Genomic DNA, 26,491 nt, shown 5'->3' with positions numbered 1-26,491 from the left:
CACGAGATCGGCACGCTGCGCTCTCGTCGCCCTGATGGGCTGCACAAGTCTCGCCGCGCTGCCCGCCACCGAGGCCGGCGCCGCAGCGGGCGCCGTCTCGGTGCAGTACCACACCGGCTCCACCGGCAGTGACCAGGCCGAACCCTGGCTGAAGGTGAAGAACACCGGCTCCTCCCCGGTGGCACTCAGCGGCGTGAAGCTGCGCTACTACTTCAAGGCCGACTCCGCGAGCACCAACTATCGCTTCGCCTGCTCGTGGGCCGTGAAGGGCTGCGGCAACATCACCGGTACCTTCGGCACGCTCGCCCACCCGACCGCCACCGCCGACCGCTATCTGGAGATCGGCTTCACCTCGGGCGCCGGTTCCCTCGCAGCCGGAGCCGACAGCGGCGATCTCCAGCTCCGCTTCCACCGCTCCGACTGGCAGTCGCTCAACCAGCGCGACGACTACTCCTTCAGCGCAGCGCAGAGCTCCTACGCCAACTGGACGAAGGTCACCGCCCAACTGGACGGAGCGACGGTCTGGGGCACCGCCCCCGAGGGCAACGACCCCACCGACCCGACGGACCCGACCGACCCCACCGACCCGCCTGGCTCCGGAGCGAGCCTCTTCGACGACTTCAACTACGCGAAGTACGACGACCCGGCCATCTCGGCGCACGGCTGGAACGTGCGCTCCAACTCGGGTGGCCCCGGGGTGCCGGGCGCGACCTGGGCGCCGCAGAACGTCACGTTCTCCGCCGCCGGCGGCAACTCGGTGATGAACCTGGAGACCTCCACCGCCGGCACGGGCGCGAGCACCAAGCAGACCGAAGTGCTCACCAAGGCAACGAAGTTCAAGAACGGCACCTACGCGGCGCGTGTGAAGTTCAGCGACGCTCCCAAGAGTGGCCCGGACGGGGACCATCTGGTGCAGACGTTCTTCACCATCAACGACCTCAAGGCGCCGATGGCGGACGACTACGCCGAGTACGACTTCGAGTACCTGCCCAACGGCGGTTGGGGCGAGCCGTCGAACATCCTCTACACGACGTCCTGGGAGACCTACAACCCGGATCCCTGGCAGGCCGTCAACCAGCACACCGAGAGCCGGCAGAGCTACGCGGGCTGGCACGACCTGGTCGTCACCATCGACAACAGTTCCATCAAGTACTACGTCGACGGGCAGCCGTTCGGCACGCACGACGCCGCGTATCTGCCGGAGCGGCCGATGTCGATCAATTTCAACCAGTGGCTGATCGACCTCGCCGGGCAGACCAGCACCAGCCCGCGCGCGTACGACCAGCAGGTCGACTACGTCCTGCACGTCAAGGACCAGGTCCTGAGCCCCGCACAGGTGGCCGCCAAGGTGGCCGCCTACCGCAGCGCGGGCACCGCCTTCGAGGACACGGTGCCCTCGGCGTGAGGTGAGAGAAGACGACCACATACGGCTACAGGCGTCGGGGTGGAAAGAGCTCGGCTCTTTCCACCCCGACGCCTGAAGTGGTTGGTTTTATGCGGCAGAAATCAGATACGGCCATGCGTCAGTCGAGTCAGCGGGCCGCCCTGGATCTTCGCTGTCTTGCGCCCGGCGGTGAAGGAAAGACCGACCACGCTCACCAGGCCCGCGGCAGCACCCGCGGCTATGGCCTTGCGGTTCTTCACCAGGGTCCAGCCGGCGACCGCCGAAGACGCGACCTTGCCGGTGGCCGACACGACCGTCTTGCCGCCACTCTCCAGGCCCGCGGCTGCCGCCTGCTTCGCGCGCTGGGTCGCGAGACCGAGGGAATTCGCGCCGCTACTGGCGGCGTCGGCCGCCTCCCCGGCGGAGCCCTTCGCCTTCTCGGCAGCCTCTGCCGATTCCTGCTTGGCCTTCTGTGCAGTGGTGTTCACCTTGCTCGCCCCTGTACTCGCAGTGGACCGCCCCTTGGCGGCTGCCGTCTTCGTGCTTTGCCGAGCGTTACCGGCGTCGTCATCAGAGGTTCTTCTCTCATCAGCCATGCGGACCGTGTTGCCACTCAACGCCCCGTGAAACTTCTGCCGACCGGCTCTCCTTCATCGGCAGGCAGCGGCAGCCAGCCGGAAAGCCGAACGACCCCGGCTGACCTTGGATTCACCCCTGGGTGCCTTGTCCGTCGGGGCGTGGCTGTTCGGCCGCCTGGAAGCGTCGATGGGCCGCGACGCGTTCGCGGGTCGCGCATCGGCGGGAGCAGTAGCGGCGGTCCGGGCCGCTGCCCTGGGTGATGAAGACGTTCTGGCAGCTGGGGGAGGCGCAGATCCCGCCGGGCGGGCGTTGGCGGTCCCAGACGAGGACGGCAAGGGCCATGCAGGAGGAGGCGAGGAGCCACTGGTCCCAGGGCGCGTCGTCGTCGTGGTCGAGGTGCGGATGCCAGGGGGTGCTGCCGCCGTGCGAGGTCAGGCGCAGCGCCCCGGTGTGGTCGCGCAGGAGACCGTTGAGGGCGGCTGCGGCGCCGTCGACGTGCTCGGCGGCGAAGACGTGCCGCAGGAGAGCGGCGGCTGCCTGCATCTCGGCGACCTCGCGGGGAGCGAGGTCGATGGGGTCGCTCTCACCGTATGCGCGGAGCACATCGGCGATCTCGGCCGGGTCGGGGTGGTCGTCGGCAAGGGCGTTGAGCAGGGCGGCGGTTCGCCGAGCGGTGGACAGCACGGAGTGCCGGGTGGACCAGTCGTCGCTGCGTGGGGGCACTGGGGGAATGTAACGCATCTTGCCGAGTTTTGAGTTACCTCCGTAACGTCACGCCGATGGGAAAGCGTTGCTCACTCCGCCTCTATCTCGCCGGAGCGGTGGTGGCCCGTACGGGGGACGAGATGTCAGGACCGGCGCTGATGCTGGCGGGATTCGCCCTGGCCGGGTCGACCGTCGAGGCGTCGTCGCTGCTCGCGGGCATCACGATCTCCGCAGCGGTGGGCGGGCCGGTCCTCGGTGCGCTCCTGGACAGGGCGACATGGCCCGGGCGCCTGCTGGCCGGAGCCCTCCTCATGTACGCGGTGGGGCTGGTGGTGATCCTCCTGGGACTCGGCCGGTTTCCGTTCGCCGTCATCATGCTGATCGCCGTGGTGACAGGACTACTGGGTCCGGCGCTGTCGGGTGGATGGACGGCCCAACTGCCGCGTGTGGTGGTCGGCGAGCGCCTGCCCAGGGCGAACTCGCTCGACGCCATGACGTTCGGCGTCGCGAGTCTGGCCGGTCCGGCTCTGGCCGGTGGTGTCGCGGAAGCCTGGCGAGCCTCATCGGCCGTGGTGGTCGCAGTGGTGCTCATCGCTTGGGCGCTGCCCGCCGCGTGGATACTGCCACCCCGCGCCAAGCGGGTACGGGGCGCTCGGACGACCTCGCTCAGGACCGACCTTGCCGCCGGCCTGCTGACCATCGTCCGCAGGCCGGACTTGGCCCGGGCGACCCTCAGCTCCGTCGTCTCCTGTGTCGCCACAGGGATGCTGACGGCGTGCATCCCGCTCCTGGGGGAGCGCGTCCTGGGTGGAGCGGGCCGCGGCGCGATGCTGCTCTCGTGCGCGGCTGTCGCCGCCTTGGTGGCCAACGCGGCACTCGTACGGTTTCCGCGTGCGATCGCCCCCGACACGATCATCTGGGCCGGTGCCGTGCTCCAGGCGGCCGCGTTGGTCCTGGCGGCCACGGGGTCACGCGTGGCGCTCATCGGGGCCGTTCTCATGACGGGGATCGGTGAAGGCCCCCAGCTGACCGCCTTGTTCGCCATCCGCCACCGCGAATCCCCCGAACACCTGCGAGGCCAGATCTTCACCACCGGCGCCAGCCTGAAGATCACCGGATTCGCGCTGGGGGCGGCGATGGCCGGCCCCGCCGCGACCTGGTCCCTTCCGGGCACCTTGGCACTCGCAGCGAGTGTGGCCGCCCTCGCGGCGCTGGTCTTCTTCGCGATTCCGTCGGCGGTTGTCGACGGGAAACGAGCCAGGGAATCCGACTCTGTTCTGTGAGGAGGTCGGAACGGGAAGAGCCTTGGGCTGAGTTCAGTAGGTGTCGGCTCAGGCTTTCGTGCGTTGCTGTCGTCGGTGCCTTCGGTTGGCGATCAGGAGACTGGCGAACGCCACGCACAACAGGGCGGCGGTGGTGACTTCTCCCGCTGTGTCGCCGTCCACGACTCGCCACACCAGGACGGCGGTGCTCAGGCAGAGCATCGGCCAGTAGAACCAGGGCACCCAGCGTGCTCCCGGCCGGGCCCAGGCCGGTGGTTCGGATCGTCTCGTCACCTTGCACCTCCTGCCGCCCGTATGCCCGTGGGGCCTCGTCACAACCGCCCCTGGTGGCCGGTCCGTGCCAGGTGAAGCCCGCAGAAGGGTCCGCATCCGAGTGTCGAGAGCGCCCGTCTGCCCGTTCTGTCGTGACCAGCTGGGCGGTCCCGGCGTTGGCAGCGGAGAACCCTTCCCTTGCCGACCCTCGCTTCACAGGGACGGCTCCCAGCAGATCAGGACAGCTTGTGAACGCGCAGATCATCTACCTTGCCGACGACATCGAGAGCGAAACTGGCGGCGTGATGGCCCTCGACCAGACAACCGGCGCCGTCGCCTGGGGCCCTACCCGTGCTGAAGCGGAATCCCGGGTGCGTGAGAGTCAGCACGCTGAGCGTCCGGGCAGCTGACGGCGAGGTCTGCGTGCCTCAGCAGGTGTGCGCCTTTGAGCGTGTGCGCCCTTGCGTGTTTGGCCCAGGGCTTGCCGCCCGGTCTCTGCCAGGTGCTGCCTGACGCGATGTCAGTACGGCGCGCCACACTGGTCACTCGTCGATCAGTAAGGGGGCCGGTGTGGCGTTCAGGGCAGTGCACGCGCAGTGGGGGACGGTGTTCGCCCATCTGCCCGATCTGGGATGTGGGCAGAGCTGGGAGACGGTGTGGAAGGTGCGGCCGCCCGCACCGATCACCTGTGACGAGTGCCGGCACCCGATGTACGCCAAGACCTCCCGCAGCGGCCTGCGCTTCTTTGCGCATGCTCCGGGCGCCCCCACCTGCGCACTCGGACTGGAGTCCGTCGCCCATCACTTGCTCAAGCTCGAACTTGCCACGGCTGCCCGCGTGGCGGGGGTGCATGCTGAGCTTGGAGTTCCCCGGTCCTGGAGGCGCCTGGCGCGCTGATGTGCTGGCCAGTGATCCCTCAGGTGGCTGGAGCGTTGCGCTCGAGGCCCAGCTGTCTCCCATCACCGGCGACGAGATAGTGACGCGGACCGAACGTATGGGCGCCGACGGTGTCTCATCGATCTGGTTCAGCGACCGGCGCCGGCCTCCCTGGCTGGGCGCCGTGCCGTCGATACGCCTTGAGAGGGTGGACGGCGAAAGTGACCTGTCCGTCGCCGAGGGGCTGGCGAAGTTCTCCCATGGAGGCTGGTCGCCGGTCGCGGCCTCGCTGCCCGACTTTCTCGACTGGGCGTTCACGCGTCGCATCGTTGCGCACGCCCCGCGCATTCCGATGCGACCCCCGCAGCGAGCCCTTGCCACGGTGTGGACGGCACCGCGGTATGTCGGAGCCGAGACCGCCCAACTCCCGCCCGCTTTTCACGTCCCCGTCTGCACCTGCACCGCCCCGAAGCTCGTCGCGCGATTTCAGAACGCCCTGTACGCCGCGCAGCCGAGCGATCAGATGGGTCCGGGCGCCGCACACCTGCGAGCGCATTGCCGCGTGTGCGAGGGGAGGTATGTGAAGCCATGGCGGCGCACCGGCAGCGAACCCATGCCCATGGTGTAGGTGTGGAATCACGGCTGCTGGGTCGATTCCCCAAGCAGCAAAACCCGTTGCGCGGGCCGGGTACCGACCCGAGTGTGTCTCTACGGCTGCAGCCCCAGCCTGAACGGTCGTTGGCCTATCGAGAAGGACCTCATGTCAGCCGTTGTTGTCGTCGGTGCGGGAATCGTCGGCTCCTCAGTGGTCTACCACCTCGCGTGTCGGGGCGTCCCTGTCACCCTGCTCGAGCAAGGACCCGCACCGGCCGCCGGGGTCACCGGAAACTCCTTCGCATGGATCAGAGGCGCAGGGGGCCATTGGCCCGGTGGTGCCCAGGACCTCCGCGAGTACGTGCCGGCGGATTACCGACGCCTGGCGAAGGAACTGCCCCACGTCGCTGTTCGCCGGACCGGTTCGCTGTCCTGGGCCGACACGCCGGATGAGGCTTCGCCGCTGGGGCCAGGTCAGAGCCGCATCGGGCGGAGTGACATCGCGGAGCTGGAGCCCAACCTCCGCCACCCACCCGAGCAGGCCATCCACACTCCGAGCGATGCCGGCGTGGACCCAGTGGCGTTGGCCCGTGCTCTGGTGGCGGCCGCCCGCGCCCGCGGGGCAACCGTGCTTTACGACACCGCCGTTACCTCCTTGCAGGTGACCAAGGGACACGTCGAGGGGGTGCTGTCGTCGACAGGGCTTCACGCTGCCGCGACCGTCGTCCTCACGGCCGGGATCAATGTCCCCGAGCTGTGCAAGCCGCTGTCTGCCGACTTGGCCATTGGCGCCTCCCCGGCCACCCTCGCGCGGGTCGCCGCACCGCCCGGCATGGTGAAGACCATCGTGGCCAGACCTGACTTCGAGGTCCGCGAGGTTCGGGATGGCGAGCTTTTGATGGTCCTGCCGCACGGTGGTGGCGCTGCCGCGGTGTCGGAGCAGGTGGCGCGACATACGCTCCGGCGCCTCCAGGCGACCTTTCGGGGCAGCGACCGGTGTCGCCTGCTGGGTTACCGCACCGGTATGCGTCCCATGCCTGCGCACGGGCCCGTCATCGGATACGCGACGAGTGATCGATCCGTATACGTGGCTGTCATGCATTCCGCCATCAGCCTGGCGCCCACCGTCGGACGGCTCATCGCGGACGAACTCGTGACCGGCAGTCCGCCCCCTGCCCTGCGGCACTGTCGCCCGCAGGGCGGCATCACCTCGTAGCCAGTGCGTCGTCCAACTGACTCTGTTCCGCTGTGCTCAGTTCGAGGTCGGCCGCCTTGGCGGAGTCCTGGATCGATGCCGGGCGGCTGGCACCCGGTACGGGGATCATCGCCGGGGAGCGGGTCAACAGCCAGGCCAGGGCGACCTGTTGGGGGCTGACGCCGCGCTCGGCTGCGATGCGGTGGAAGGCCGTGCGGGGCCCGCCCGGCCCGGAGGGGCCGTCCAGGGAGCTTCGGGAGATGCCGCCCAGGGGGCTCCAGGGCAGGAAGGCCAGCCCCAGCTGGGTGCTCAGTTGCAGCTCGGGGTCGCTGTCGCGGACAGCGGGTGAGTACTGATTCTGTACGGAGACCAGGCCGTCGCCCAGGATGGCGTGCGCCTCGCGGATCTGAGCGGTGGTGACGTTGGAGATCCCGGCGGATCGGATGGTGCCCGCCTGGAGCAGTTCGCGCAGCGCGCCCACGGAATCCGCCCAGGGAACGGCCGGGTCCGGCTTGTGCAGTTGGTACAGGCCGATGGCTTCCCCACCCAGGCGTCGGAGGGAGGCTTCGGCGGCGTGCTTGAGGTGGGAGGGGGTGGCGGTGATGGTCCAGCTGCCGTCGCCGGGGCGGCCGCGGCCGCCCTTGGTGGCGATGAGCAGGCGGGAGGTGTCGCCGCCGTAGCGGGTCAGGGCGCGGGCGATGAGGAGTTCGTTGTGGCCGGTCTCGCCGGCGTGCCAGTGGTAGCTGTCGGCGGTGTCGATGAGCGTGACCCCGGAGTCCAGGGCCGCATGGATGGTGGCGATTGCGCGCTGCTCGTCGGGACGGTGCTCGATGGACAGTGGCATGGCGCCCAGGCCGACGGCGCTCACAGAGATATCACCGATGGTGCGGTGGCGCATGGGTGTCTGCTCCTCAGGCGGCGGTGGTGGTGGGGGCTGCGACGGTGGTGGCGGACGGTGCGTCGAGGGCTTCGGCGACTGCGTCGGGGAGCCAATGCGCGGTGTGGGAGAAACTGAAGCCCAGTTCCTTCGCGCGGGCGTTGCTCATGGCGTAGTGACGGTCGAAGGAGAACGGTGAGGCCGGCTCGCCCACCCCGACGCTGCGGTAAAGGGCTTCCGCGCCGGTCTGCGCGGCGATCACAGCGCTCAGGGCGCGGGCATCGAGCGGACCGTCGGAGCACGCGTTGAGCGGACCGGTGAAGTCGGTGGCCGTCGCCGCCCACAGCAGCAGGTCGGCCAGCTCCCGGTAATGGATGAAGACCGTGGGCAGCGTCCGAGCGTGCACGGTGATCTCCGTGCCCCGGGTGATGTGCTCGATGTAGTGCGCCAGCCGGCCGGTGAACTCCTGCGGTCCGCCGCCGAGGACGTGGGAGCTGCGCACGGTGGCGAAGTCGAACCCGTGATGCTGCGCGAAGACAGCCTCCGCCTGCCGCTTCCCCTCGGCGTAGTGCGCCTCCAGGTACGCGGTGTCGTGCCAGGGCAGGTCCAACTCCACCCGCCACGTGGCCGGATCCACCGTCAGTTCAGGGATCGGAGTCCCGGCCGGGACCTCGGGCAGCGCGGAGGTCGCCGGATCGTAGACCTCGATCGTGGAGGTCATGACGTAGCGCCGGGAGCGGCCGTTGAAGGCACGGGCGGCGATCGCGGCCTGTACCGGGGTGTAGCAGACCTGGTCCACGACCACATCGAAGCTGCGGTCGCCCAGTGCGGCGACCAGGGCGGCCTCGTCATCGCGGTCGGCAACGAGGTGCTCGACCCCGGTGGGCGGCGGGGTGGTGCCGCGGTTGATCACCGTGACCTGGTGGCCTGCCGCGTGCAGGAGTTGCACCAGGAGCTTGCCGAAGTATCGGCTTCCGCCGATCACGCAGATTCTTTGCATGCCCCTCATCCTGAACACCTAAGGTCCTCAGTAGAAGTGCCCTCTTGCTGGTTGCGTATTAAGGAATACTGTTGATCGATGTGCAGCGGCTCCGCGTCCTGCGGACGGTGGCCGAACACGGCAGCTTCAACCAGGCGGCGGCAGCCCTCCACCTCACCCCCTCCGCCGTCTCCCAGCACATCGCCGCACTCGAACGCAGCCTCGGCGCCCAGGTTGTCGCGCGCAGCACCCGCGGAGTCACCCTCACCCCGGCCGGACGGATCATGGTGGGGGCGGCCGAGTCGGTCGCCGCGGAACTCGTGCACGCCAAGCAGCAAGTCGACCAACTCGGCGGCGGCCGCTCCCAGATCACCATCGCCACCTTCACCAGCGGAGGCAGGCACCTGCTGCCCGGCGCGCTCGCCCGCCTGACCGCCGCCCACCCCGACACCGTGGTCCACGTCAGGGAAGCCGAGCCCGAAGACAGCCTGCCGCTGGTCCGCCAAGGCGCCGTGGACATCGCCCTCGCCTACCACTTCGACGGGCCGCTGGCCGGCCGGCTCGGTCCGAGCTCCAGTCTGGCGTGGACGGCACTTATGGAGGATCCGCTGCATGTCGTCCTGCCTGACGCTCACCGACTGGCCGACCGCACCTCGCTCGACATCGCCGAACTCGCGGCTGAGCCCTGGGTGCTCGGCTGCCTCAAGACCGAGGCGTACCTGCGCCGCTACGCCGAACGTGCCGGCTTCGACCCGGAGGTGCGCAGTACGACGACCGACTACTTCTTCGCCCGCTCGCTGGTCGCCGCGGGCGTGGGAATCTCGCTGATCCCCTCCATCGCACTGACTCCGCGGACAGCAGGAACACGCAGCATCCCCATCACACCGCCGACTCCGACCCGGCACATCGGACTTGCCACGATCCATCGCCGGCGCCATCCCCCGGTCGTGACGCTGATGCAAGCACTCCAGGAACAAGCAGAAACGCTGGAGGTGACCTGACCCGCGGAGCGTGGCGTGGCCGGGTCTCTTACGTACAGGGGTGTTCCGGGGTACTGACGGCGACACCCGTCCGGTGGGCTAAGCTGCGCGGCGATGACTACCGGGACGGCATCGCGCCACACACAGACTGGTTACCCGGTGCTCTCCTGAGCGCCGAACGGGCCGAAGCGGGCCCGTCGTTCGACCGAGGGCCTCGCGCTGCCGCGCGCGCTCCGCCTCCGTCGTGTTGATCTCAGGTGCGACACATCAACCACGACAGGAGAAGTCATGCCCACCAAGACGTTGCAGATTGCCACCGCGGAAGGCCAGGCTGACGCCTTTGCCGCCTTCCCCTACGACGGCGAGCGGCACCCGGGGGTGCTGCTGTACGCGGACGCCTTCGGCATGCGGCCCGTACTGGCGGAGATGGCCAGTGAACTGGCCGGGCACGGGTACTACGTGCTCATCCCCAACTACTTCTACCGTCACGGACCGGCACCGCTTCTCGATCTTCCCGAGTACATCGGGGCCGAGGCCCGGCCCGAGATCCTCGCCCAGTTGATGCCCTTGATCGAGGAGCACATCTCCGGCGAACGTGTCGCGAGCGACGCGGACGCCTACCTCAGGTTCCTCACAACGCAACCCGAGGTTGCCGCCGGGCCGGTGGCCGTGACCGGCTACTGCATCGGTGGTCTCCTGGCGATGCGCACCGCCTCGGCCCACCCCGGCCAGGTGGCTGCCGTCGCCGGATTCCACTGCCCTGTGGTCGCGGACGGGCCCGACGGCCTGCACGACCTCCTCTCAAAGATCACCGCCCAGGTGCACCTCGGCCACGCCGCATCAGACCTGACGCCCGAGGCCCTCGCAGAGCTCAACCAGGCCTTGGACACCGCTGGGGTCAGCTACACATCCGAGATCTACCCCGGCACCGCCCACGGCTTCACCATGGCCGACACCGACGCCTTCAACGCCGATGGCCTGAAGCGCCATTGGGACCGCTTGCTCGATCTCCTGGACCGCACCATGACCAACGGCTGAAGGGAGCCTACGAGCGTGATCCCGCCTATGGCCTGACGGGACCATAGGTGGGATCGTGGGGCGGGCCGGGCAGGCGGCTCCACGGGGTAGCCGTGGCCTCCCGGTCAGCGCATGAAGTTGCCGCAGTCGTCCTTGTCCACCCAGCGGTGCGAGCTGATCCTGTTGTACGCGACGTATCCGGTGGAGAACCAGGCACCTGGGGGGCCGACGATCGGGCCCCGCGGCGGGTCGAATCAGACGTCTTCGTCGCGCGTGGTGTCGCTCCATTTCGGGGCCCAGACACCGTGGTTGGGGCGTCCGGGATACGCGGCGGTGAGGTGACGGCGCAGGGCAGCCAGGGAGGGGTGGGGGTTGTGGGTGCGCCAGATCAGCGAGTGGGGATAGACAGGGGTCGGGTTGGTGAGGGGGATACGGCGCAGGGTGTGACCGGCGGGCCACACCAGGGGGGTCTGCTCGCTGACGAACGTTGCCAAGGTCGCGGAGCCGGCGATGGTGTCGAGCAGGGCCTCGATGCCGAAGTCCGGTCCCACCGAGTCGATGACGATGCCGAAGGTGCCGGCGAGTTCCGCGTAGTAGGCATCCCACTCGGTGCCGGGAAGGTTGCCGGGCATCCAGATGCGCCGCCCGGCGAGTTGGCCCGGAGTGAGTGTGGGGGCGTTCGCGAACTCGTGGCGTGCCCCGGTGAACAGGTGCAGTGGTTCATCGAATACGGGCGTGGCCTCCACGCCTGGGGGCAGTTGCCGCCCCGGCATGCACACCGCGCGGAACGTAGCGTCGATCGTCCCCTCGCGGACCGCGGCGATGGCCGCGTCGTAGTCGAACAGCGTGACGACGTCCAACTCGATGTCGGGATGGGCACGATAAAAGCCGCGCAGCAGCCCTGCCAGCGAGAGCTGGCGGCCGATCACGTCGACGCGCAGCGCCCGGTGGCCCGGCCGCACGGACGCGACGGCGCGCCCGGCGGAGTCGAGAAAGGAGCGGGCGTGGGGCAGGAAGGCCTGCCCGTCGATGGTGAGCCGTGCCCCGCGGGCGTCGCGGGTGAAGAGCTGGACGCCGAGCTCCTTCTCCAGTGCGGCAACGCGTTTGGACACGGCCTGCGGGGTGATCCGCAGATCCGCGGCAGCCTCCTGGAACTGTCCCGAATCCACGACGGCAACGAAGGTGCGCACGGCCACGACATCCACGCGGCTCAGTCTAGGCAGACAACCAAACGTTGATCCTGACCACATCGATTGTTGTTTGATTCCCGCGTACTCCGGTGGCTTTGATGATTCCGGTCAACCTCTGGTTGCCCGACTGTCGCGACCGACAGATGCCCGACCACGGCTACGGCGCCCCTGCGCCCCATCGCGAGGACCTCTCATGCCTGACCTGAACCGTCTCTACGTCCGCACGCCCGAGTTCGCGCGGGTGGCTGAGCGGATCGAGCACGTGACCATGCTCACCTCTCGGCTCAACGTCCTGCCCTTCGACGACAAGGCCGGGCGTGCGGCCCTGCTGTCCGAGATCGTGGGCAAGCAGGTCCCCGACTCCGTCACCGTCTATCCGCCCTTCTACACCGATCACGGGCTCGGCATCGAGTTCGGAGAGCGCGTCTTCGTCAACCAGAGCTGCACCTTCCTGGACCAGGGCGGCATCTACCTGGGCGACGGCGTCCTGATCGGCCCGAAGACCAACCTCATCTCCTCCGACCACCCCATCACCATGCCGGAGCGAAGCGAATTCATCACCCGGGCGCCCATCACGATCGGAGCCGACGCGTGGATCGGCGCGGACGTGACAGTTCTCCCCGGCATCACGATCGGACGTGGTGCTGTCGTCGGCTCGGGATCCGTTGTCACCAAGGATGTCCCTCCGAACACCTTGGTGACGGGCCCGGCCGCGTTCACACGCAAGCAGTGGAGCGATCGAGTCAGCGATTGAGTCTGCGGCGACGATTCTGAGCTGCTCGCCGTCGGCGACCTGAGTCGCTTCAGGACGTGTGGTCGCCGTCGGTGGCGGTGTCGGTGGCCGTGTCACCGAAGGACGCGGCGAGTGCTTGTGCGATCAGTTCGGGTAGTTTCATCCGGCCGTTTTCCTGGGCCCAGCGGGTGAGTGCCGTGTGCATCGCGGCGAGGCAGGCGCTGGTGGCCGCGTGGGCCCTGAATGCGGTGTCGGGGTCGCTCATGTCGTCGCCGAGGGCGTCGACGATGGCCTGTTGAAGCGCGTGCTGGCTGTCCAGGTGCTTGGCCCGCAGTGCGGGTGTCGAGACCATGAGTCGCAGGCAGTCCAGCAAGAACCGTTCATTTGCCGCTGGTTGGGCGCCGTCGTCCGAGGTCAGCGCCGTGGCGGCGTCGATCAGTGCGCCTCCGACGCGGCGCACCAGGGGCTGCGTCGCCTGCGACGCGGCGACCCGCTCGGCGATGAGTTGGGCCGGCTGCTCGATGAGGACGAGGTCTTCCTTGGTGGGGAAGTGCCGGTAGACGGTCATGGCCGAGACACCGGCGGCCTCGGCGACGTCGGCCACCGTCACCGCGTCGTAGCCGCGGTCGGTGAACAGCCGTACCGCGTGCGTCTGAATCACGCGCCGCGTCTCGGATCGCCGCCGTTCCCGCAGGGTCGGTTCTCGCTCGTTCATGTGATAGACACTACCGCAATGTTAGTGACTAACATGAAAGTGGGGTGGGCGGCATGAGTGATCTTGTCGGCAGGACAGCACTGGTGACGGGCGCGTCGCGTGGCATCGGTCAGGCGACAGCAGCCCGGCTGGCAGCCGAAGGGGCCATGGTCATCGTGCATTTCGGCACGGACGAGGGCGGGGCGGCGGCGACGGTCCAGGCGATAGAGCGCGCAGGCGGGAGCGCCTGTGCCGTCCGGGCCGAACTGGGTGTGGACGGCGACGTCGAGACGCTTTTCGCCGGCGTGGAGGCCTCGTTGGCCGGTCGGCCGCTCGACATCCTCATCAACAATGCCGCGGCCGCGCCGGCCGGCCCGCTCGGCGTGACGTCCCGGGCGCAGTTCGACCACCTGTTCGCGGTGAACGTCCGGGCCCCGTACTTCATCATCGAACGCGCGCTGCCCCTGCTGCGCGACGGCGGGCGGATCGTCACGATCTCGTCGGTGGCGACCCGGATGGCCAACCCCACCCAGACCTCCTTCGCGATGACGAAGGGTGCGGTCGAGACCATGAGCAAGACCCTGGCCAGCCAGCTCGGGGCCCGGGGAATCACGGTGAACGCGGTCGCTCCCGGGGCGACCAGGACGCCGACCAACGAAGCCGCCTTCGACCTGCCGGGCCTCACGGATCAGATCACCGGCATGACAGCGCTCGCCCGGCTGGGCGGGCCCGAAGACGTCGCCGACGCGATCGCCTTCCTCGCCTCCGATGCCGCCCGATGGATCACCGGACAGGTCATCGACGCGAGCGGGGGCCTGTTCCTCGGGCCACGAGTCTGAGCGGCGAGCGGCGGCCCGTCAGTCACTGCGTGCGCATCCTCAGCGCCAGTTGGGTGCGTGAGGTCAGGGCGAGCTTGCGGTAGATGCGGCTCAGGTGGGCCTCGACCGTCTTGACGGAGATGAAAAGGGCGTGGGCCACCTCCCGGTTGGATGCCCCGGAGGCGACCTGCCGGGCTATGTCCGCCTCGACCCGCGTCAGTTCCTGCCCGGCGCCGCTGGGCGCGGCGCGGTCGAGTCGCTGGAGGAGGTGGCGGGTGCACTCGGCGCGATAGGTCGCCTGGGCCTGCGTGTAGACGTCGTGGGCGTGTTCCCGGTGACGTCGTGCGGCCGCCGCGCGGCGCCGCTTCTGCTCTGCCTGGCCCAGCAAGACCAAGGTGTGTGCGTGTTCCAGGGGCAGATGTGACGCGTCGAAGGCGAGGGCCGCTTCGGCAAGCCGGTCGGCGGCCCGGTCGGTCCGGTGGTGGTGGAGGTCGATCCGCGCCCGGCTGCGGAGCAGGGCAGCGGCGACGACCGGGGCCGGTTGCGGGTGCTCCTCGGTGAGCCGGGTGAGGAAGTCCTCGGCCTGGTCCGGCCGGCCGGACAGAGTGAGCGCGTCGGCATACAGATGGTGCCACTTGAAGGCTGCGAGATCGGCCGTGAGTTGATGCTGTTCGAGGCGGGCCACCTCACTCAAAGCGGCCGCTGCCGCGTCGAATTGGTGGAGGCACAGGAGCGCTTGGGCCAGGGCGTGCAGGTTGCGTGCCGTGAAGATGCTGTCCTCTTCTTCCTTGGACTGCTGCAGGCCCCATCGGGCGGTGGCGGCGGCGTCGTGCGGACCTTCCCTCTCGACCTGTACGAGGGCATGCGTGGAGCAGGCGGGCCCGGGGGAGAGGCGCAGCGTACGGGTGAGATGCAGGGCGCGACGGCTCCAGCCTTCGGCGGCGGCTACGTGGCCACGGCGCAGGTCGCTCTCGGCGAGACTGCGCCAGATCTCCTGGAGGTCCTCGGCGCTGCCCGTGGCCTCGGCGTGCCCGAGCAGATGCTGCAGGCCGCTCTGCGCGGTCGGGTGGTCGTCGTCGTAGAGGGCGTGGCGGAGCCGCAAGTAGTGCGGGCTGTAGCGGAGTTGCCCGGAAGGAAGGCCGGGGCTGACGGCGAGTGCCCGGGTGAGGGTGGCCTCGGCGTCACCGCGGCCGGTGAGGCGTTCGATGCGGGCCTGCATGGTCAGGGCGGCCGCCTCGATGTCCGGCCGTACGGAGGACCGGGCATCCAGCGCCGCCTGCTCGGCCGCGGCAAGCGACTCCTGGGGTCGGCCCGCGATGTTGTGCCGTATGGCCGTGTAGAGCCCGAGCCGGGCACGCAGCGAAGGGTGGGAACGCGTCAGGGCCGCCAGGCGGGCCAGGGTCGCACTCTGGTTCTCGAGCCCCTGGCCGTGCGTGTCGAGGAGCGCCAGCAGGGCTTCCGCCTCGGCGTCGGGGGCGCGCAGGAGGGTCAGTGCGGCGACGGCACGTGAGGCGAGGTCGGCGTCTCCGGCCTCTGCCGCGTCCCGGCAGGCCTGGAGCCAGCGCTCCACGAGGAGAGGCCGGTCGTTGGCGGCGGTGCGGCGCGCCGCCAGCTGCATGAGTTCGGCGGCAAGGCCCGGCTCGGCGCAGGCCCGGGCTGTGCGGGCCGCGGCCACACCGTCCTGGGCGGCTTGTTCGTCGGGTCCGCCCGTGGCCAGCAGGCGATGCCGAGCTGCGGCGAGTGGGTCCGGTGTGGCGGCGGCCAGCGTGTGATGAAGGGCTGCCCGCTCAGTGGCACCGATCGCGAACTCGGCCTGCCTTCTCAGGAGTTCGGAGGGGAAGAAGGCGTTCCCCGCCGGGCCGCGGGCGATGAGGCCGGCTCTGTCCGCACGATCCAGGTCGCGTTCGGCGTCGGCGTATCCGCAGGAACAGAACAGCGCGGCGTCGGCCGACCGGGCCAGGGCCAGCGCGGTGAGCGTGCCCCGCCAGGAAGAGGGGACCGACTGCCACCATGCCTGCGCCAGGCGGGCCGGCTGGGTGGTGGGCCCGCGGCCCGTGCCAAGTGAGTTCGCTGCGGCACGGGCCAGCAGCGGATGGCCGCCGCTGTCGCGGTGCACAGAGGCGGCATGCCCGGCGGGGATGCCCTGAGCCACCAGGGCCGCGGCGACCTCGGCCTCGGTCAGCATCGGGAGTTCGACCCAGGGGATGTGGCCGCCGCCGAGTACGGCACTGTGCACACCCATGGCGCAGCGGGCGGACGGAAGGGAGAAAGCCACCCGCAGGCGAGAGGGGGGAAGCGTGCGGCAGCAGAAGTCCAATGCCTCCAGGCTCAGTTGGTCGGCCTGGTGTACGTCGTCGATCAGCACCGTCCAGCCTCCGGCGCCGTCGTCGAGACACAGCTGCCGTACAGCCCTTGCGGCGGAGGCGACGGTCGGTGGGTTCGTCTGGCAGACCTCCGTGCATAGGTCAATCGGTGGCGCGGCCTCCGGCGACGGTGGCAACATCCCGGCCAGCTGCGCCAGCAGTCCGTACGGTTCGCACTCCAGCTGCCTGCTCCCCGCCAGCGCCAGGCATCGCGTGTCCTCCGCGGCGGCCGCGCGCCGGGCCAACTCCCGCAGCACGTAGGACTTCCCCGTGCCCCAGGGCCCGCTCACCACGGCGCGGCCCAGCGCACGCAGGTCCGCCTCCGCTTCCCGCACCACCCGGTCATGCTCCGGCCACCACACGGCTTGCGCGTCGCGCGACTCCCGCACCTCAGTCACGCCCGTGAGCCTAGGTTCTGGGGGCGCGGCCCAGCCAGCACGGATCTCGTGTGCAAGGGAAAACCCTCAGACCTATGCCCGAGCGGGCGCCCCGCCTGTCGGAGACGGCACCCCCGCCATCCCAAGGTCACCGTACGCACGACACGCCATATGGCAGGTACGGCCCGCCCGAGAGCGGCTGATCCGCGTCGGCGGACCCGATCGGACCCCCGCCCTGGTCCAGGGTGTGACGCCAGGGACTTCTCTGATGGTCGCCGACGGCTGGAGCCACGAGGCTGCACGGCTATCGGTCCACGTCGCGCCGCGGCAGTCACAGCAGCTTCGCGCTGCGGCAGACACAGCAGCGTCGCACTGCGCCAGACACAGCAGAAAGGCCCCCACCGTGCCCATCACCCCTCGCAGCACCACACTACGTGCCGCTCTCGCCGGCACCGTCGCCTGCCTCACCCTCGCCGCGCTTCCCCAACTTGCCGCCGCACAGGGCGCTTCCGCTCCCCAACCCCCGGCTCCTGGTCTCCTGTCCGCCCTGCAGCGCGACCTGAACCTGACGCCGGAGCAGGCCCGTACCCGCCTCGCCGACGAGAGAGCGGCCAGGGACGTGGCCACCCGACTTGGCTCCACCGTCGGTGACCGGGTCGTCGGGCTGTGGTTCGACGGAGCGTCGGGACGGTTGCACGCCAACCTCAACGGCTCCGCTGACGCGGCCACCGCCGAACGACTGGGAGCCATCGCCCACCGCACCGCCTACACGCCACGCCGACTGACCGAGGCCCTCGCCGTGGTCCGCGGTCAGGTCCGCGACGTCCCTGGGGTCGTCTCCTGGGGTGTCGACCCGCGCGCCGGGCGGATCGACGTCGTCACCGCCGCCGACCGGCACACCAAGGCAACCGGGCGGCTGATCGAGCGGCTGCGCAGCCTGGGAGGCATCGTCAGCCACTCCACCATCGCTGACGCACCCCATCAGCAGCAGGGCAGCGTCGTCGGCGGCGAGAAGTGGACACCCGGCAGCGAGAGCCCCTGCTCCGTCGGCTTCTCGGTGACGGCCGCCGGCGGCACGAAGGGATTCCTCACCGCGGGCCACTGCACCAACGACGCCAACCAGCCCGCCTACGGCAAGGACGGCAGCCGGCTGGGAACCTCCAACCAAGGCGGAAGCCACAGCATCAACGCACGCGAAGGCGACTTCGGACTCGTGGCCGTCGACCAGGCCGGATGGAGCCTCTCGCCGAAGGTTTCCGGCTACGGGCAAGGCGATGTCACGGTCACCGGCTCAGCCGAGGGCATCGTCGGGCAGAGCGTGTGCCGCTCCGGCCAGACCAGCGGCTGGCGTTGCGGAGAGATAACCAAGGTCAACCAGAGCGTCGACTACGGCAACGTCGTCATCGACGGCCTCTCCTGGACGGACGCCTGCTCCTCCGGCGGAGACTCCGGGGGTTCCTACGTGAGCGCCGCCGGCGGCAAGGCCGTAGGGCTGCACTCGGGCGGCGGCAGCGCCACCTGCGGAAGCTCCGGCGCGACCAACACCATCTTCCAGCCGGTCAACGAAGCCTTGCAGAAGTGGAACCTGACCCTGGCCACCAGCAGCCCGCAGCCGGGCGAGGTCACCGTCGGCGCCGTGAGCGACCAGAGCGGCACGCTGGGGCAGAGCGCCACGCTGAACAACACCGCGCAGGGCGGCACGGCCCCCTACCGGTGGAGCGCCTCGGGTCTGCCCGCGGGCCTGCGGATCGCGGCGGACTCCGGAACCGTCACCGGGACACCCACCACGGCAGGCACCAGCACAGTGACCCTCACGGCCACCGATGCCGCCGGAAAGAGCGGCAGCACCACGTTCGCCTGGACCATCACCGCGCCCGGCGACGGCACCCTCGCCCTGACGCATCCCGGCAACCAGACCGTTTACACCGGGCGGTCCTACTCCTTGCCCCTGACCGCCAGCGGCGGCACCGGAGCCCGCACCTTCACCGCCACCGGCCTGCCCGCGGGCCTGGCCATCAACGCCACCACCGGCACGATCTCCGGGACCCCCACCACGTGGGGCATCCACACCAGCCGGATCACCGTCAAGGACAGCACGGCGAGGACCGCGGCCATCACCCTCAGCTGGTACGTCTTCAACTAGGACACGCACAGCACGCGTCCACCGGCAGGCCGGCGGCTCCTCACGGGGGGTGCCACCGGCCTGCTTACGCGGCACCGAGCGACGTGGTGCGCGGTCCTCGGCTGCGGAGTGCCTGCACCAACCTGCCTGCCCGTGCGCCGGGTTGTGGCACGTCATGGGTGGGAGTCGTGAAGAGTTCGCGCACCATTCTGGGGATTCGGTCACGGGAGCGAAAAGATCGGGGAGCTCACTCGGCGCTTCCGAACAAGTCGGGCGCCGACCGTGCGATGGGAGACCGATCAACGATGTTCACTCTGGTACGGAGCAGAGTGCGGACCGCCGCGCTCGCGCTCTCGGCCGTCGCTGCCCTCGCCTTCGGCGCGACCGCCACGACCGGCGCGGCAGCGGCCCCCGCGCCCGCCCCCACTTCCGCGAAACAGGGGCCGACCTCGGTGGCGTACGTCGAGGTGAACAACAACAGCATGCTCAACGTCGGCAAGTACAAGCTCGCCGACGGCGGTGACAACGTTTTCGACGTAGCCGTGATCTTCGCGGCGAACATCAACTACGACACGAGCAAGAAGGCCGCGTACCTGCACTTCAACGAGAACGTGCAGCGCGTCCTCGACAACGCTGACACGCAGATACGGCCGTTGCAGCAGAAGGGCATCAAGGTCGTCCTCTCGGTCCTCGGAAACCACCAGGGCGCCGGATTCGCCAACTTCCCGTCCCAGCAGGCCGCTTCGGCGTTCGCCAAGCAGATGTCGGACACCGTGACCAAGTACGGTCTCGACGGCATCGACTTCGACGACGAGTACGCCGAGTACGGCAACAACGGCACCGGCCAGCCCAACGCCAGCTCGTTCGTGCACCTGGTGACGGCACTGCGCGCGAACATGCCCGACAAGATCATCAGCCTCTACAACATCGGCCCGGCCGCATCCCGCCTTTCCTACGGCGGCGTCGACATCTCCTCCAAGTTCGACTACGCCTGGAACCCGTACTACGGCACCTGGCAGGTCCCCGCCATCGCCCTGCCCAAGTCGAAGCTGTCGCCGGCGGCCGTCGAGATCGGCCGGACTTCGCAGAGCACAGCCGCCGACCTCGCCCGCCGCACCGTCAGCGGGGGATACGGCGTCTATCTGACGTACAACCTCGACGGCACCGATCGCAGCGCCGACGTCTCCGCGTTCACCAGGGAGCTGTACGGCAGTGACGCCGTCTACACGCCGTAGGACGGCCGCTCGCTCCGGCGCGCGGTACTGCCCCGGGGCTCGCCACCTCCCCTGAGGCCATGGCGATCCGCCCAGGCCGCGCCCTCGACAACGATGTCGGGGCGCGGTCGCTCTGCTTACCCCTTGGGAGAGTCATGACGAGTTATTCGATCTCGGTTCGGTTGCAGCGCACGACGGTGGAGGAGGCCTACGTCTCCGTACCGGTCACCCAAGCCTTGATGCAGGAAGAGCCTGCCGAGGACGGCTCGTATCGCCTCGACACGGAGAAGTTCGTTGCCGCGGCGATCGAACTCCAGGACGGAGCTGATTGGGCGCCGGAGCAGCAGCAGGTCGTACTGCACCCGATCCAGCAGGCTCCCGACCACACATAGCGGACCGGGCCGACGGCTCCGGCCCGGCCCGGCCCGTCAGCAGCCACTGCGCCCACGGCGCCTGTCGTGCGTTCAGTGGCTGCTCAGCGGCTTTCCGTACTTCTGAGCCGTCGCGAGGTACGGGAGGGCGAGCGTGCGGGGGGAGAAGGCCGCCGAACCACTGGCCGCGCCCTTGGGGAAGAGCCAAGCGGCGCCCAGGGAGGCGTTCTCGCCCGGGGATCCGACCGTGACGTCCGGTACACCGTCGGCGTCGTGATCGCCCGCGGCGACCGCCGCACCGAAGGCGTCTCCCGCTTCGGCGACGCCCGGGACAGCGGACGTGTCCTGGTTCCAGGAGAGGGAACTGGCAGCGCCCTTCGCGTCGACCAGGCCTTGCGCGCCGCCGCGCAGCAGCCACGCGGCGCCCGCCCCCGCCTCGCTTCCGATGCTCTCACCGGGAGCGCCCGCGATCAGGTCGTCGCGTCCGTCGCGGTTGACGTCGGAGACGGCGAGGGAGGCACCGAAGCGGTCGCCGTCCTCGGCCGCCCCCGGCACGCCCGCGGTGTCCTGGTTGAGGGTCTGGGCACGGGTGCCGAAGGAGCCGCCGGCGGGGCTTCCGTAGTGAACGTGGATGCCGCCGCCCTTGGCGAGGCCTTCGGGGCCGCACGGGTCGTCGATGTTCTCGTCGGCGATCTCACGGCATTCACCGAGCGCCAGGTCTTCGTGGCTGTCGCCGTCGAAGTCGCCGGCGGCCAGGGCGGTCACACCGGCGTTGTCCGTGTTCCAGAATTTTGCCATCTCGGATGCGTCGGGGTCCCACTTCCACAGCCGTACGTGGGACTGCGTGTTGGGGACGCCCGCGGTCCAGTACGCCACGGCCAGGTCCGCCGTGCCGTCGCTGTCGAAATCACCGGTGGCCAGGACGGGCGCGCGGCCGCCCATGGGGGCGGCGACGACGGTGGTGACCATGCTGTCCTCACCCACGATGACACGAGCGACGACCTTGTCCGTGCCGCCGACCACGATCGCCTTGTTGTCGCCGCCGGTCAGGTTGGCCGCGGCGACCGATGTGCCGTAGGCGGCCGATGGAGACGGTCCGGTCAGGACGGTCGAGCCCGGTCCCGGCCCGGTCTTCGAGCCGCCTACGGCAATGACCATGCCCGCGTCCGTGCCGCGGTCGGTGACGTCCTCGCCGGGAGCACCGGCGAGCAGTTCGGCGATGCCGTCGCCGTTGAGGTCGGTCAGGGTCACGGATGCGCCGAAGCGGTCACCTGCCTCCGGGGAGCCGGGAACCTCCGGCGTGGCCTGGGTGACACGGATGCTTCCATGGGCGCCCACGCCCTTCGGTCCGCCCCAGACGACGTTCACGTACCCGGCCTTGGCCTGGTCGGCCACGGTTCCGTCCGGGACGCCGACGGCCAGGTCCGCGAAGCCGTCTCCGTTGAAGTCGCTCGTGGCGGTACGGGGTGCGGCAGCGGTGGCGCCGGGCGGGAACACGAACCCGGCGGTGGCCGCAGCAGCGGCCGCGATGGCGTACGTCAGGATGCGGCGGCTGTGTGGCACGGTGGCTCCCACTCGTCGACGGGCTGCGGGTCTGTCTGGTGTGACCGTCGAAGGGCGGGGCTGGTTGTACGGAGTTCACCGGTGGTTGGCCCCAGGTTCACGGCACCGGGTTCTGTGGGGGCGGGTGAGACTCCTGATACCGGGGTGTGCCCTCCGGCTTCTGGCACCGGCGGTAGGTGACCCGTGTCGTCAAGGCAGCTACTTGCGTCCGCGGTTGAACGTGGAGGTCGACCAGAAGCAGCCGAGAGCCGCGAGGCCCACACACCAGGCGACGGCGAGCCAGCCGTTGTGGCCGATCTCGCTGCCGAGCAGCAGGCCGCGCAGGGTCTCGATGGCCGGGGTGAAGGGCTGGTACTCGGCGATGGGCTGGAACCAGCCGGGCATGGATTCCACCGGGGTGAAGGCGCTGGACAGGAGGGGCAGCAGGATCAGCGGCATCGCGTTGTTGCCGGCCGCTTCGGCGTTCGGGCTGACCAGACCCATGCCGACCGCGATCCAGGTGAAGGCCAAGGAGAAGAGCGCGAGCAGTCCGATCGCCGCCAGCCACTCCAGAGCCGTGGCGTCGGTGGAGCGGAAACCGATGGCCACCCCGACGGCGCCCACCACGAGGACGCTCATGACCGACTGCAGCACGCTGCCGGCCACATGACCGATGAGCACCGAAGCGCGGTGGACGGCCATCGTGCGGAAACGGTCGATGATGCCTTCGCTCATGTCGTTGGAGACCGAGACCGCGGTGCCAATGGTGGTACTGCCGATGGTCATCAACAACAGGCCGGGGACGATGTAGGCGATGTAACTGGAGCGGTCGGCCTCGCCGCCTCCGATGCCTGTGCTCATCACGTCTCCGAAGATGTAGACGAAGAGCAGGAGCAGCATGATCGGGGTGAGCAGCAGGTTCAGGGTGAGGGAGGGGTAGCGCCGGGCGTGCAGCAGATTGCGGCGCAGCATCGTGTTCGAGTCGCGGACGGCGAGGGAGAGGGAGCTCATCGGACGTTCTCCTTGGACTGGTGGGGGACGGCTTCGGTGCTGGTGAGGGCGAAGAAGACGTCGTCGAGGTCGGGGGTGTGCACGGTCAGCTCGTCCGCCTCTACGCCGACGGAGTCCATCCAGTCCAGGAGGGAGCGCAGTTCGCGCTGGCTGCCGTCGCTGGGGAGCTGCAGCGCCAACGCCGCGTCGTCCGCGTGGGCTTCACGCAGGGCGAGAGCGGCGGACCGGTAGGCGGCCGGGTCGGTGAAGCGCAGGCGTACGTGGCCGCCCGGGATGAGCCGCTTGAGCTCCTCGGCGGTGCCTTCGGCGGCGATCTTGCCGTTGTTCAGGACGGCGATGCGGTCGGCGAGTTCGTCGGCTTCCTCCAGGTACTGGGTCGTGAGGAAGACGGTGACGCCGTCGGAGACGAGTTCGCGGATGATCTGCCACATGTTGTGGCGGGAGCGGGGGTCGAGGCCGGTGGTGGGTTCGTCGAGGAAGATGATCCGCGGGCTGCCGACCAGCGTCATGGCGATGTCCAGGCGGCGTTTCATGCCGCCGGAGTAGGTCGAGGCGGGCTTCTTCGCCGCCTCCACCAGGTCGAAGCGTTCCAGGAGTTCGGCGGCGACCCGGCGCCCCTCGCTCTTGGAGAGGTGATGCAGGTCGGCCATCAGGAGCATGTTCTCCTCGCCGGTGATCAGCCCGTCCACCGCGGAGAACTGGCCGGTCACGCCGATGGCGGCTCGCGCGGCCTGCGGATCGATGGCGACATCGTGACCGGCGACCAGGGCCTGCCCGCCGTCGGAGGCGATGAGCGTGGACAGGATCTTCACGGCTGTGGTCTTGCCGGCGCCATTCGGGCCGAGCAGCGCGAACACGGACCCTGCCGGGACGGTCAGATCGATGCCGTTGAGGACGGTCTTGTCGCCGTACGACTTGTGCAGTCCGGCGGCGCGGATGGCAGCGGCCGACGGGTGCTCGCCGCCCCGTCGGGACGCGTTGCTGGTCGTGTCGCTGGTTGTGTTGCCGGTCGTGTTGCTGGTTGTGGGCATGACAGGTGAAGGCATGAGGCCCTCCCGTTCGAAGGCTGTAGGTGCGAGGGATGAAGTGCGTCGTGGCTGAGGCGTGCAGGCAGGTCATGGGGGCGTCCGGGGAGGCTGCAGAGCGTGTGGCGGTCACAGCGAGCAGCCCCTGCAAGGTAGTTGAGGCACCGTCAGGCGCCGGCGGGTGGCACCCACTCCACGAGTTGGATCACCACGCCGTTGGGGTCGGTGAGCTGCATGACCCACTCACCCCAGGGCTCTTGGCGCAGCGGCGCAGTGATCCGTGCCCCTTCCCGCCACAGTCGCTCGTGTTCGGCGGCGAGATCGGTGACCGTGAAGGACACCTGCGCTTCGGTCTGCGGGCCCGACTGCCCGTGCCCCTCCCGTTCCCGCATCCGCTCTCGCGGCGTGGGTCTGCTTTCCAGGACGACGAGATCGGTGGCCGAGTCATCGCGGGAGAGGTGAATGGCGCTCTCGGCCACCAGCACCTCCCGGAACCCCAGATGGCTGGTGAAGAACCGGCTCGAGGCCGCAGGGTCGTCGACGGTCAGCAGCACCGCCGACGCAATGATGTTCATGCACTGAGCTCCTTCCGTGCAGCCGTCTGTCTCACGGACAAGCATCGGCAACGCGGGAGGGCGGATCAACGCCGTATCCTGCAACGGTACTTAACACAGCGGTTCATGATGCGGGGGCGTGGAGCGTGGAGCTGCGGGAGATAGAGATCTTCCTGGCCCTGGCGGAGGAACTGCACTTCGGCCGCACGGCGGATCGATTGCACGTCACCCCGGCCCGCGTCAGCCAGGCCATCAAGAAGCAGGAACGCGTCATCGGCGCCGAACTGTTCAAGCGCACCAGCCGCAACGTGCAACTGACGCCCATCGGCGCACAGCTCAGGGACGGCCTCGCCGTCGGCTATCAGCACATCCAGGATGCGCTGGCCGCCGCGACCGCCGCAGGACGGGGGATCGCGGGGGAGCTCCATGTCGGCTACGCCACCGCGTGGTGCGGCAATCTCATCGTGACGGCCGCCGACACCTTCCGTGCCCGCCACCCTGACTGCCGGATCCACATCTACGACTCGCCCCTGCTGGATCCGATCGGCCCGATGCGCGACGGCAGCCGCGACCTCCAGCTCATCGAGCTGCCGATCAACGAGCCCGACATCGTCAACGGTCCCGTCCTCTTCAGCGAGCCTCGTGCACTGATCGTCCCCGCCGGCCACGCCTTCGCCGAGCGCGAGACGGTCTCCCTGGAGGACCTTGCCGAGGCCCCCCTGATCACGGTCACGGACCAGCCCCGGTACTTCCTCGACCTGCACTACCCGCACCACACACCGCAGGGCAGGCCCATTCCCCGAGGCCCGTCAACCACCGCCTGGCAGGAAGTGCTCACCCTGGTCGCCGCCGGCAAGGGGGTCTCCCCGACCAGTGCGCGCGCGGCGCACTACTACTCCCGCCCGGACATCGCCTACGTGCCTTTCAGCGACGCCCCGCCGGTGGAGTACGGCCTCCTGTGGCCGGCCGCGGCGAACACCCCGGCCTTGCGCGCTTTCGTCCAGACCATCCTCGAAACGGCAGCCCTGGAATCAGCCACGGCCTGACGGCGCTCACCCCGTCGCTCACCACACCCCTGGGAAAGGCCTCAGGCCGGTTTCCGGATGACGACATTACTGATGATCGCAGTCACGAGTTTGCTGACGGCCGCGGTGGACGGCGGACCGGGGTCGCGGTCGGCGAACAGGAGATGTCCGCCACCGACCAGGGAAAGGGTGAGCGAGTCGATGTCCGCGTCGGCCGCGATACGGCCCAGCGCACGCTCGTCGCCCAGATAGCCCGAAACCGCCGTCGTGGCCTGGGCGAGGATCGCGATGCCGCCGCCGGGTCTGGCTTGTCGCAGCCGGGCGCGCAACTCGTCCCGGAAGGTGATGAGCGGGATGATCGCCACCGGAATCGGTCCGAACACAGTGGTCAGCGCGGCAGTGAGGTTGTCGGCCACCGTGCCGGTGCCGGCGGACTCGCGCAGCGCGCTCGCCTGCGCCTCGAGCTGCGCGGCCCGGTCGAGCACCAGGTCGGTGAGGAAGGCGTCGAAGTCGGTGAAGTGCCGGTGCAGGACGCCCTTGGCGTAGCCCGCCTCATCGGTGACGGCGCGGCTGGTCAGCCCGTTCGGCCCGTCTCGCAGCAGTACGCGTTCGGCAGCCTCGAACAGTTGCTGCCGGGCATCGCGAAGATGCACCCCAGTCGGCACTGACAGATCCTCTCGATTCGACTGCCCGCCGGGCGACCGTTGCCTAGTGGGCATGCGCCCACTAGA

At 69.4% G+C, this 26,491-nt stretch carries 26 protein-coding genes; 13 read left to right on the top strand and 13 right to left on the bottom strand.

Going from position 1 to position 26,491, the window contains the following annotated elements:
- Window positions 1-34 precede the first annotated feature (34 nt).
- Window positions 35-1,405, top strand: a complete 1,371-nt coding sequence (locus ACWGIH_RS08275; RefSeq protein ID WP_453444979.1) for a cellulose binding domain-containing protein — start codon at window positions 35-37, stop codon at window positions 1,403-1,405.
- A 101-nt stretch (window positions 1,406-1,506) separates the two neighbouring features.
- Here ACWGIH_RS08275 and ACWGIH_RS08270 read toward each other — a convergent pair whose 3' ends face one another.
- Together ACWGIH_RS08270 and ACWGIH_RS08265 are read right to left on the bottom strand one after the other, a co-directional pair.
- Window positions 1,507-1,872, bottom strand: a complete 366-nt coding sequence (locus ACWGIH_RS08270) for a hypothetical protein (protein WP_453447325.1) — start codon at window positions 1,870-1,872, stop codon at window positions 1,507-1,509.
- Window positions 1,873-2,092: 220 nt separating this feature from the next.
- Window positions 2,093-2,704, bottom strand: a complete 612-nt coding sequence (locus ACWGIH_RS08265) for a CGNR zinc finger domain-containing protein (protein ID WP_453447323.1) — start codon at window positions 2,702-2,704, stop codon at window positions 2,093-2,095.
- 38 nt (window positions 2,705-2,742) lie between these two features.
- On the opposite strand from ACWGIH_RS08265, the gene ACWGIH_RS08260 reads away from it, so the two are divergent.
- Window positions 2,743-3,951 (top strand): MFS transporter, encoded by a 1,209-nt coding sequence (locus tag ACWGIH_RS08260; RefSeq protein ID WP_453447321.1) that lies wholly within the window; start codon window positions 2,743-2,745, stop codon window positions 3,949-3,951.
- A gap of 48 nt (window positions 3,952-3,999) precedes the next feature.
- Here ACWGIH_RS08260 and ACWGIH_RS08255 read toward each other — a convergent pair whose 3' ends face one another.
- On the bottom strand, window positions 4,000-4,224 hold the full coding sequence (locus ACWGIH_RS08255) for a hypothetical protein (RefSeq protein WP_453447319.1): 225 nt from the start codon (window positions 4,222-4,224) through the stop codon (window positions 4,000-4,002).
- A gap of 227 nt (window positions 4,225-4,451) precedes the next feature.
- Here ACWGIH_RS08255 and ACWGIH_RS08250 point away from each other — a divergent pair, with 227 nt between their 5' ends.
- From ACWGIH_RS08250 to ACWGIH_RS08240, 3 genes are all read left to right on the top strand, one after another.
- The gene (locus tag ACWGIH_RS08250) at window positions 4,452-4,613 is read left to right on the top strand and encodes a hypothetical protein (RefSeq protein ID WP_453447317.1); all 162 of its coding nucleotides are present in this window, start codon (window positions 4,452-4,454) and stop codon (window positions 4,611-4,613) included.
- A gap of 440 nt (window positions 4,614-5,053) precedes the next feature.
- Window positions 5,054-5,707 carry a hypothetical protein gene (locus ACWGIH_RS08245; protein ID WP_453447315.1) on the top strand — a complete coding sequence of 218 codons (654 nt, stop codon included), beginning with the start codon at window positions 5,054-5,056 and terminating at the stop codon, window positions 5,705-5,707.
- Between the two features lie 132 nt (window positions 5,708-5,839).
- Complete coding sequence (locus ACWGIH_RS08240; protein WP_453447329.1) at window positions 5,840-6,889, top strand: NAD(P)/FAD-dependent oxidoreductase; 1,050 nt, start codon at window positions 5,840-5,842, stop codon at window positions 6,887-6,889.
- Here the strand turns inward: ACWGIH_RS08240 and ACWGIH_RS08235 are convergent.
- Both ACWGIH_RS08235 and ACWGIH_RS08230 read right to left on the bottom strand, forming a co-directional pair.
- Window positions 6,879-7,766, bottom strand: a complete 888-nt coding sequence (locus ACWGIH_RS08235) for an aldo/keto reductase (protein ID WP_453447314.1) — start codon at window positions 7,764-7,766, stop codon at window positions 6,879-6,881. The genes ACWGIH_RS08240 and ACWGIH_RS08235 overlap by 11 nt on opposite strands.
- 13 nt (window positions 7,767-7,779) lie before the next feature.
- Complete coding sequence (locus ACWGIH_RS08230) at window positions 7,780-8,745, bottom strand: NAD-dependent epimerase/dehydratase family protein (protein WP_453447313.1); 966 nt, start codon at window positions 8,743-8,745, stop codon at window positions 7,780-7,782.
- A gap of 71 nt (window positions 8,746-8,816) precedes the next feature.
- Here ACWGIH_RS08230 and ACWGIH_RS08225 point away from each other — a divergent pair, with 71 nt between their 5' ends.
- Entirely contained in the window at window positions 8,817-9,725 is a 909-nt protein-coding gene (locus ACWGIH_RS08225; RefSeq protein ID WP_453447311.1) for a LysR family transcriptional regulator, read from the top strand.
- 267 nt (window positions 9,726-9,992) lie between these two features.
- Window positions 9,993-10,742 carry a dienelactone hydrolase family protein gene (locus ACWGIH_RS08220; protein WP_453447310.1) on the top strand — a complete coding sequence of 250 codons (750 nt, stop codon included), beginning with the start codon at window positions 9,993-9,995 and terminating at the stop codon, window positions 10,740-10,742.
- Between the two features lie 233 nt (window positions 10,743-10,975).
- Here ACWGIH_RS08220 and ACWGIH_RS08215 read toward each other — a convergent pair whose 3' ends face one another.
- Complete coding sequence (locus tag ACWGIH_RS08215; protein WP_453447309.1) at window positions 10,976-11,926, bottom strand: LysR family transcriptional regulator; 951 nt, start codon at window positions 11,924-11,926, stop codon at window positions 10,976-10,978.
- A 178-nt stretch (window positions 11,927-12,104) separates the two neighbouring features.
- Between ACWGIH_RS08215 and ACWGIH_RS08210 the strand changes: the two genes are divergently transcribed.
- Window positions 12,105-12,665 carry a sugar O-acetyltransferase gene (locus tag ACWGIH_RS08210; RefSeq protein WP_453447308.1) on the top strand — a complete coding sequence of 187 codons (561 nt, stop codon included), beginning with the start codon at window positions 12,105-12,107 and terminating at the stop codon, window positions 12,663-12,665.
- 49 nt (window positions 12,666-12,714) lie between these two features.
- On the opposite strand, the gene ACWGIH_RS08205 is transcribed toward ACWGIH_RS08210, so the two are convergent.
- Window positions 12,715-13,359: a TetR/AcrR family transcriptional regulator gene (locus ACWGIH_RS08205; RefSeq protein WP_453447306.1), complete on the bottom strand. Its 645-nt coding sequence runs from the start codon at window positions 13,357-13,359 to the stop codon at window positions 12,715-12,717.
- Between the two features lie 53 nt (window positions 13,360-13,412).
- On the opposite strand from ACWGIH_RS08205, the gene ACWGIH_RS08200 reads away from it, so the two are divergent.
- A complete protein-coding gene (locus ACWGIH_RS08200) occupies window positions 13,413-14,177 on the top strand; it encodes an SDR family oxidoreductase (RefSeq protein WP_453447305.1) in 765 nt (254 codons plus the stop codon).
- Between the two features lie 22 nt (window positions 14,178-14,199).
- On the opposite strand, the gene ACWGIH_RS08195 is transcribed toward ACWGIH_RS08200, so the two are convergent.
- The gene (locus ACWGIH_RS08195; protein WP_453447303.1) at window positions 14,200-16,917 is read right to left on the bottom strand and encodes a LuxR C-terminal-related transcriptional regulator; all 2,718 of its coding nucleotides are present in this window, start codon (window positions 16,915-16,917) and stop codon (window positions 14,200-14,202) included.
- A 382-nt stretch (window positions 16,918-17,299) separates the two neighbouring features.
- On the opposite strand from ACWGIH_RS08195, the gene ACWGIH_RS08190 reads away from it, so the two are divergent.
- The 3 genes from ACWGIH_RS08190 (at window position 17,300) to ACWGIH_RS08180 (ending at window position 20,624) form a co-directional block, all read left to right on the top strand.
- On the top strand, window positions 17,300-19,039 hold the full coding sequence (locus ACWGIH_RS08190; protein ID WP_453447302.1) for a putative Ig domain-containing protein: 1,740 nt from the start codon (window positions 17,300-17,302) through the stop codon (window positions 19,037-19,039).
- A 284-nt stretch (window positions 19,040-19,323) separates the two neighbouring features.
- Window positions 19,324-20,253: an endo-beta-N-acetylglucosaminidase H gene (locus tag ACWGIH_RS08185; RefSeq protein ID WP_453447301.1), complete on the top strand. Its 930-nt coding sequence runs from the start codon at window positions 19,324-19,326 to the stop codon at window positions 20,251-20,253.
- A gap of 134 nt (window positions 20,254-20,387) precedes the next feature.
- Window positions 20,388-20,624, top strand: coding sequence for a hypothetical protein (locus ACWGIH_RS08180; protein WP_453447299.1), 237 nt, complete (start codon window positions 20,388-20,390; stop codon window positions 20,622-20,624).
- Window positions 20,625-20,696: 72 nt separating this feature from the next.
- Here ACWGIH_RS08180 and ACWGIH_RS08175 read toward each other — a convergent pair whose 3' ends face one another.
- From ACWGIH_RS08175 to ACWGIH_RS08160, 4 genes are all read right to left on the bottom strand, one after another.
- On the bottom strand, window positions 20,697-22,166 hold the full coding sequence (locus ACWGIH_RS08175) for an FG-GAP-like repeat-containing protein (RefSeq protein WP_453447297.1): 1,470 nt from the start codon (window positions 22,164-22,166) through the stop codon (window positions 20,697-20,699).
- 198 nt (window positions 22,167-22,364) lie between these two features.
- Entirely contained in the window at window positions 22,365-23,156 is a 792-nt protein-coding gene (locus ACWGIH_RS08170) for an ABC transporter permease (protein ID WP_453447295.1), read from the bottom strand.
- The gene (locus ACWGIH_RS08165) at window positions 23,153-24,187 is read right to left on the bottom strand and encodes an ATP-binding cassette domain-containing protein (protein ID WP_453447294.1); all 1,035 of its coding nucleotides are present in this window, start codon (window positions 24,185-24,187) and stop codon (window positions 23,153-23,155) included. The genes ACWGIH_RS08170 and ACWGIH_RS08165 overlap by 4 nt, the downstream gene beginning before the upstream one ends.
- A gap of 161 nt (window positions 24,188-24,348) precedes the next feature.
- Window positions 24,349-24,756 (bottom strand): VOC family protein, encoded by a 408-nt coding sequence (locus tag ACWGIH_RS08160; RefSeq protein ID WP_453447293.1) that lies wholly within the window; start codon window positions 24,754-24,756, stop codon window positions 24,349-24,351.
- Window positions 24,757-24,881: 125 nt separating this feature from the next.
- On the opposite strand from ACWGIH_RS08160, the gene ACWGIH_RS08155 reads away from it, so the two are divergent.
- Window positions 24,882-25,781, top strand: coding sequence for a LysR family transcriptional regulator (locus ACWGIH_RS08155; RefSeq protein ID WP_453447292.1), 900 nt, complete (start codon window positions 24,882-24,884; stop codon window positions 25,779-25,781).
- Between the two features lie 41 nt (window positions 25,782-25,822).
- Here the strand turns inward: ACWGIH_RS08155 and ACWGIH_RS08150 are convergent, their stop codons facing one another.
- The gene (locus tag ACWGIH_RS08150) at window positions 25,823-26,425 is read right to left on the bottom strand and encodes a TetR/AcrR family transcriptional regulator (RefSeq protein WP_453447290.1); all 603 of its coding nucleotides are present in this window, start codon (window positions 26,423-26,425) and stop codon (window positions 25,823-25,825) included.
- Window positions 26,426-26,491: the final 66 nt, after the last annotated feature.

The organism is Streptomyces sp. NPDC054872 (assembly GCF_053610705.1).
Note: the sequence above shows the minus strand (reverse complement) of the source record. Positions and strands in the feature narration are given on the sequence as shown.

Bases quoted from the DNA above. Each gene is read 5' to 3' on its own strand.
- ACWGIH_RS08235 (WP_453447314.1), bottom strand. From the start codon at position 7,766: ATGCGCCACCGCACCATCGGTGATATCTCTGTGAGCGCCGTCGGCCTG.
- ACWGIH_RS08205 (WP_453447306.1), bottom strand. From the start codon at position 13,359: ATGAACGAGCGAGAACCGACCCTGCGGGAACGGCGGCGATCCGAGACG.
- ACWGIH_RS08165 (WP_453447294.1), bottom strand. From the start codon at position 24,187: ATGCCCACAACCAGCAACACGACCGGCAACACAACCAGCGACACGACC.
- ACWGIH_RS08245 (WP_453447315.1), top strand. From the start codon at position 5,054: ATGCTGAGCTTGGAGTTCCCCGGTCCTGGAGGCGCCTGGCGCGCTGAT.
- ACWGIH_RS08200 (WP_453447305.1), top strand. From the start codon at position 13,413: ATGAGTGATCTTGTCGGCAGGACAGCACTGGTGACGGGCGCGTCGCGT.
- ACWGIH_RS08230 (WP_453447313.1), bottom strand. From the start codon at position 8,745: ATGCAAAGAATCTGCGTGATCGGCGGAAGCCGATACTTCGGCAAGCTC.
- ACWGIH_RS08170 (WP_453447295.1), bottom strand. From the start codon at position 23,156: ATGAGCTCCCTCTCCCTCGCCGTCCGCGACTCGAACACGATGCTGCGC.
- ACWGIH_RS08265 (WP_453447323.1), bottom strand. From the start codon at position 2,704: ATGCGTTACATTCCCCCAGTGCCCCCACGCAGCGACGACTGGTCCACC.
- ACWGIH_RS08180 (WP_453447299.1), top strand. From the start codon at position 20,388: ATGACGAGTTATTCGATCTCGGTTCGGTTGCAGCGCACGACGGTGGAG.
- ACWGIH_RS08160 (WP_453447293.1), bottom strand. From the start codon at position 24,756: ATGAACATCATTGCGTCGGCGGTGCTGCTGACCGTCGACGACCCTGCG.
- ACWGIH_RS08185 (WP_453447301.1), top strand. From the start codon at position 19,324: ATGTTCACTCTGGTACGGAGCAGAGTGCGGACCGCCGCGCTCGCGCTC.
- ACWGIH_RS08260 (WP_453447321.1), top strand. From the start codon at position 2,743: ATGGGAAAGCGTTGCTCACTCCGCCTCTATCTCGCCGGAGCGGTGGTG.
- ACWGIH_RS08275 (WP_453444979.1), top strand. From the start codon at position 35: ATGGGCTGCACAAGTCTCGCCGCGCTGCCCGCCACCGAGGCCGGCGCC.
- ACWGIH_RS08240 (WP_453447329.1), top strand. From the start codon at position 5,840: ATGTCAGCCGTTGTTGTCGTCGGTGCGGGAATCGTCGGCTCCTCAGTG.
- ACWGIH_RS08210 (WP_453447308.1), top strand. From the start codon at position 12,105: ATGCCTGACCTGAACCGTCTCTACGTCCGCACGCCCGAGTTCGCGCGG.
- ACWGIH_RS08220 (WP_453447310.1), top strand. From the start codon at position 9,993: ATGCCCACCAAGACGTTGCAGATTGCCACCGCGGAAGGCCAGGCTGAC.